Genomic DNA, 3,748 nt, shown 5'->3' with positions numbered 1-3,748 from the left:
GATTCAATCTTGCTAAAGTTTGGGCAACTGATAGCGTGATATCATACGTTATTCTTGTATATTCCTCCTCCTTCATACCCGTAGAAGATACTCCAAGGCAGAAAAAGCAAGCATCAAATCCTGTTATTTTATTTTCTATTGACGATAAATCAGTTAAATTATTAAGCTCGATTTCATTTAGTTTTTTATGTTGCTGACCTGTACGATTTCGACCAATCGTAAGGATTTCCTGAACTTTTTCATCCAATAAACATTCCCGTAATGCACTTTGACCAACCATACCAGTAGCCCCAAATATTATAACCTTCATTTATTTTGCTCTCCCTTCTAAAAGATTGCCGCACGAACGGGCTCTGGAATTTTGATTTCAATAATGAGGAGCGTCAAAGCAATCGCAAATATCCCATCGACGTAAGTAACCATGCGTTCTGAAGGGTAAATACCATGCTCTCTTTTAATTAGAGATTCCCCCTTGAAAGGGGCAACCGAATTGGGTAGCCCCTTTTGTCAAATGATTTTCTATCGCCTGTCTATTCGGATTTGTTTACCCTAAACTAAGGAGAACTTCCAATTCAGGTGATGTAGCTAGTTTAACAACAAAGGATGGAACGCTCTTGCGCGATACATCGTGCCCTTTAAAGGTTCTGCCTTTTTGCGTTGTTATATTCTCCATCAGTTACTGGTGCGAACCATTCATACACAATTGTAAGTTTATGCTACATTATTGATTCTTAAGGAGCTCAGTTAACTTCCGTCTGACAGTTTCTGCATCCTCGTAACCAAGGGAGTTGGACAAGTCACGATAGGCGTTGATCTGTTGTTGAAGTTCAGCGACTTTCTGCTCTGCACCAGCGATTGCATCTGCACCAGCAAAAAAACGAAACGGTGGTTCATCTTGACTTGCGATGGTGATTAGAGCCTTTGCAAGTTTGGAAGGATCTCCTGTCTGATTGCCTTTTTGTGCTTCCCAAAAAACTTGAGATTGTGCACTACGCTCTTCGTAATCATCGATTGACAACTCGTGCCATGTTGTTGTTTCTTCCTCCAAAAATCCGGTACGGAACATACCTGGTTCGACTACGGTTGTTTTGATGCCAAATGGAGCGACTTCATAACGCAACGACTCCATCCAACCCTCAACACCGAACTTCGAAGCAGTATAAGCAGAACTGTACTCAGATCCGATCAATCCCGCAAGAGAAGAGATTGTAATAATGTGTCCAGAACGAGCCTTACGCATCACAGGCAACACAGCACGGGTGACGTTCATCGGTCCAAAGAGATTGGTCGTGATTTGACGTTCGATCTGCTGTCGGGTCATTTCCTCAAAGAATCCAGCATAGAAGTTTGCAGCGTTGTTGACCAATACGTCAATGCGTCCAAATCGGTCAACTGCCAACTTGACGGCAGCTTCGGCATCCGTTGGGTTAGTAATATCCAGTTTCACGATTAGTAGATTTTCGGCATCACCGAGAGCTTTGGCTACCTTATCGGTATTACGACCAGTTGCAACAACTCGGTAACCTTCGGCAAGGGCAGCTTTTGCAAACTCCACGCCCATTCCACGTCCAGCACCTGTAATAAACCAAACTTTTTTATTGTCAGTCATATTTATTTCCTCCTAGATTCATTTTTCGATTTTATTTTTCTTGTTGGGAGCAATATCTCCAAACATATAGTGCACGGGGAAGTTCTTTTGGATTTGGCGCTATATATTCTCCCTTCTTTCATTTTCTATTTTGCAAAAGGCAATCAAATTTGACTTTTTGGAGAAATATACATTGATGTGATATCGCACATCTGTGTATAATATAAAATGAAAACAGGATGTCTGCAATAATCAAATGAATACGTTTTGTGCCTTATCGCACAAGCAGATTAAAATTGTGCGGTTATTTTAAAAAAGTATGGTGATTACTATAATGTCAATGACGGATAGAAGAATGTTGAAATCTCAAGAAGCAATAAAAAACGCTTTTATTGAACTAATGTCAGAAAAAAATTTTGATAAAATTACAATTCAGGAAATTTCTGATAAGGCAAACGTTGGGCGAAGGACTTTCTATGACCACTACATGGATAAATATGACCTTCTGGATAAGATCACCGAAGAACATATCAACGAAGTGAGGAGACACTGCGAGTCTGCATCTAATTTGACTTTTAAAGATGCGAATCTCACTTTATACGAATACCTTAAAATTAATTATTCATTCTTTTCGACTATGTTAGCAAGCAGTGGCGCTCCTTATTTTCGCAGTCGCTTCCTTGAGTTTGTCATAGAAGAGTTAAAGGGGGATGTAGATATAACTCAAGGAATAAATAAAGGATTAAGTAAAGATGTTATTCTTAAATTTTTTGGAACAGCTATTGTTGGAATGATGGAAACGTATTTTACGAATGAAATACCAGAACCACCTCAAGTGATAGCAGAACAAGTGGGGATTTTGTTGGATAGGAATCTTTAAACGATATTCTTACATGCATTCACATCCGGGAGGACAAATTCTTTTGATTACTGGCGAAAGAGGATGGTATCAAGAAGAAGGAAAGCCTGCACAAGAATTACATCCAGGAGGTGTAGTAGAAATAGCTCCGAACGTTAAACACTGGCATGGTACTGCAGCGGACAGCTGGTTTGTTCATCTTACAATTGAAGGAGATGTACAGCAGGTCCTTCCGTATGGATGGAACCAGTAACAGACGAAGAATATAATAAGTTACAATAATATGTAGTTTATTAAGTAGAGGGTGCAGTTCATACTGTACCCTCCTTGTTTTGCGTTCTTGCGCTATCCTGCCACTTTAGTTCAATAAAAAATAGCCACCAAGATGGCAGCTGGATCTTCAACTCTTGCCCCTTATAGTAAAAGAAAGGCATGTTTTATTTTTTACGTTAACTTGTTGCAATATCAATCAATTGTTTAAGTACTTTGACAGTTATTTCATATTCCTCGTTTGTATTACCCTGAAACAATTCCATTCTTGTTTTTTGTTGAGTGGACAGGATTTCGGTAAAAGCTACCTTTCCTTCCTCAGTCATTGAATCAAAGTCGTACCTGATTCTGAATTATTCAATTGGTTCATCCAATTTTTTAAAGCAAAATTATTGAGAATCTCACTGAGATAGGATTCATCAACAAAATTACGAAGTAGTTCAAATATAGCCTCTTTTGTAATTTCATCTTTTTCATAAACTGTATTTAACACCTGACAGTGAAGGCGTGTCAAGTTATACTGCTCCAAATTTTTGTTGGCCTCAGCTGAAATTGATTCATACCGGTTAGTTTTTAAACACTAGCTAGTACGATAATCAACAGAATGAACAATACAACGATTAAAACAAAAGTTGAACCGCCGCCATAACCACCGCCGTAGCCGTAGCCGTAACCGCCGCTATATCCACATGATCCCCACATATTTTTCACCACCTATTGGGTTATTTGAAGGAAAAACACTCCTAATATGTATATATATATATTTTCTTAAGACAAGGGTTGATTGGACAAACATCATCGTGTTAGGACAAAATTAGCGATTTGCTTAAACAATTTCTAAAAATGAAAAGAAGCGTCTGCAAAACATGCAAACGCCTCTTCGGAGGTATTTATATATGCTGGATGTTGCTGGCGGTGGTAGTAATAATATATGCTCTCAGAATAAAACTGAATGGACAAGTGCTGATTAAAAATAAAATAGGCAGGAAATGTACAATAACAACTATTCTTGACCACATGTTCTTACTATT

6 protein-coding genes and 1 pseudogene are annotated in these 3,748 nt (G+C 38.5%); 2 read left to right on the top strand and 5 right to left on the bottom strand.

Going from position 1 to position 3,748, the window contains the following annotated elements:
• The 3 genes from ACIQXV_RS29705 to ACIQXV_RS29695 all read right to left on the bottom strand — a co-directional run.
• Positions 1–310 (bottom strand): NAD-dependent epimerase/dehydratase family protein (locus tag ACIQXV_RS29705; protein ID WP_402965981.1); only part of this gene is annotated, 310 nt, incomplete at its 3' end.
• Positions 311–327: 17 nt separating this feature from the next.
• A complete protein-coding gene (locus ACIQXV_RS29700) occupies positions 328–423 on the bottom strand; it encodes a TMEM175 family protein (RefSeq protein WP_402965978.1) in 96 nt (31 codons plus the stop codon).
• A 298-nt stretch (positions 424–721) separates the two neighbouring features.
• On the bottom strand, positions 722–1,609 hold the full coding sequence (locus ACIQXV_RS29695; RefSeq protein WP_402965975.1) for an SDR family NAD(P)-dependent oxidoreductase: 888 nt from the start codon (positions 1,607–1,609) through the stop codon (positions 722–724).
• Between the two features lie 313 nt (positions 1,610–1,922).
• Between ACIQXV_RS29695 and ACIQXV_RS29690 the strand changes: the two genes are divergently transcribed.
• Complete coding sequence (locus tag ACIQXV_RS29690) at positions 1,923–2,468, top strand: TetR/AcrR family transcriptional regulator (RefSeq protein ID WP_402965972.1); 546 nt, start codon at positions 1,923–1,925, stop codon at positions 2,466–2,468.
• Positions 2,469–2,484: 16 nt separating this feature from the next.
• Positions 2,485–2,729, top strand: a pseudogene (locus ACIQXV_RS29685) (cupin domain-containing protein); the annotation flags it as partial.
• A 310-nt stretch (positions 2,730–3,039) separates the two neighbouring features.
• Here the strand turns inward: ACIQXV_RS29685 and ACIQXV_RS29680 are convergent.
• Both ACIQXV_RS29680 and yjcZ read right to left on the bottom strand, forming a co-directional pair.
• Positions 3,040–3,231, bottom strand: coding sequence for a hypothetical protein (locus ACIQXV_RS29680; RefSeq protein WP_402965969.1), 192 nt, complete (start codon positions 3,229–3,231; stop codon positions 3,040–3,042).
• Between the two features lie 59 nt (positions 3,232–3,290).
• Positions 3,291–3,419, bottom strand: coding sequence for a sporulation protein YjcZ (gene yjcZ / locus ACIQXV_RS29675; RefSeq protein WP_402965966.1), 129 nt, complete (start codon positions 3,417–3,419; stop codon positions 3,291–3,293).
• Positions 3,420–3,748: the final 329 nt, after the last annotated feature.

The sequence above is a fragment of the Neobacillus sp. NPDC097160 genome, from assembly GCF_044762155.1.
Taxonomy (GTDB): Bacteria; Bacillota; Bacilli; order Bacillales; family Cytobacillaceae; genus Neobacillus.
This window is presented reverse-complemented; position numbering and strand designations above follow the sequence as displayed.